The 905-nt window shown below is 53.1% G+C and carries 2 protein-coding genes; both read right to left on the reverse strand.

Annotated features, from left to right (window positions below):
• Positions 1-34: 34 nt before the first annotated feature.
• A complete protein-coding gene (locus H096_RS31825; protein WP_156717544.1) occupies positions 35-367 on the reverse strand; it encodes a hypothetical protein in 333 nt (110 codons plus the stop codon).
• Positions 364-633, reverse strand: coding sequence for a helix-turn-helix domain-containing protein (locus H096_RS31830; protein WP_338148550.1), 270 nt, complete (start codon positions 631-633; stop codon positions 364-366). The genes H096_RS31825 and H096_RS31830 overlap by 4 nt, the downstream gene beginning before the upstream one ends.
• Positions 634-905 lie beyond the last annotated feature (272 nt).

The following is a 905-nucleotide window of genomic DNA, read 5'->3' on the forward strand; positions in this document are numbered from 1 at the left end:
CAATTTTCAATCGGCAGGGTGGGTCAGTTTTCAATCAGCGCCAACAGGCTGACCGAACCTGGGCTTTGCTGGCGAGCCATTTGGCGCATTCCCTGGCGATGCGCTTTTGATCGAGCTGGTTCACGAGGCGCAGGTCGGCATCCGACCCGATGAGTGCTTGGAGAGATGAGCCTTCCCAGCCGGACAGCAGGAGCCTTGCACCGTCAATGCGGGAGAGCTCCTTCCTGAGCGCCGAGAAGCCATAGATGGTGAACAGACCTGAAAGCACGGAAAGTTTCGATCCTGCGGCGAGGTGATCGCGCAGCGTTTTTCCTACATGGCCGTTATTTCTATTGTCCAGTAACAAAGCTTGTTCACCCCAACTCAAGTGCGATTTTTGGTCGTTTGCTGGTCGATCCAGTCTTCTATAGCGGCTTTTCGGAACCGCCAACTACCCCCTACCTTGAAGCCGGGGATCTTCCCGTCAGCGGCAAGACGGTATGCTGTCTTCTCCGCAAGCTTCAGGTACTCGGCAACTTCTCTCAGGGTCATTATGTCTTCAGGCATTTCACCGGCCCCTATTTTGAGCTTGAGAGAATAGGGGAAAATTGAGGAACCAACAATTGTGATCATGCTCTTTTCGAGCGCCTGCACTGCCCCTTCCTTTTTGATGTGAAAAATTATGGCTCAGCAATAATTATTGCTGAGCCATAATTTGGAATAATCCAGTTTTTCCGCTTACCCACCGGTGGCCGAGTCACCAGCAGTACACCGTCCAAAGCTGATCGGCCTACGTCGTAATGCGCCTCTGGAGACCGCAATCGACTGAGAGCTGTCATCCACGTCTAAAAGCAAGGACTACTCGAAGTCGGCAAGCAGGTTGAATCGCCCCGGGTTTCCTAGACACTCTCCAGGCTCGCTGCGTA

This window comes from Pseudomonas sp. FH1 (genome assembly GCF_000510895.2).
Lineage (GTDB): Bacteria > Pseudomonadota > Gammaproteobacteria > Pseudomonadales > Pseudomonadaceae > Aquipseudomonas > Aquipseudomonas azotoformans_A.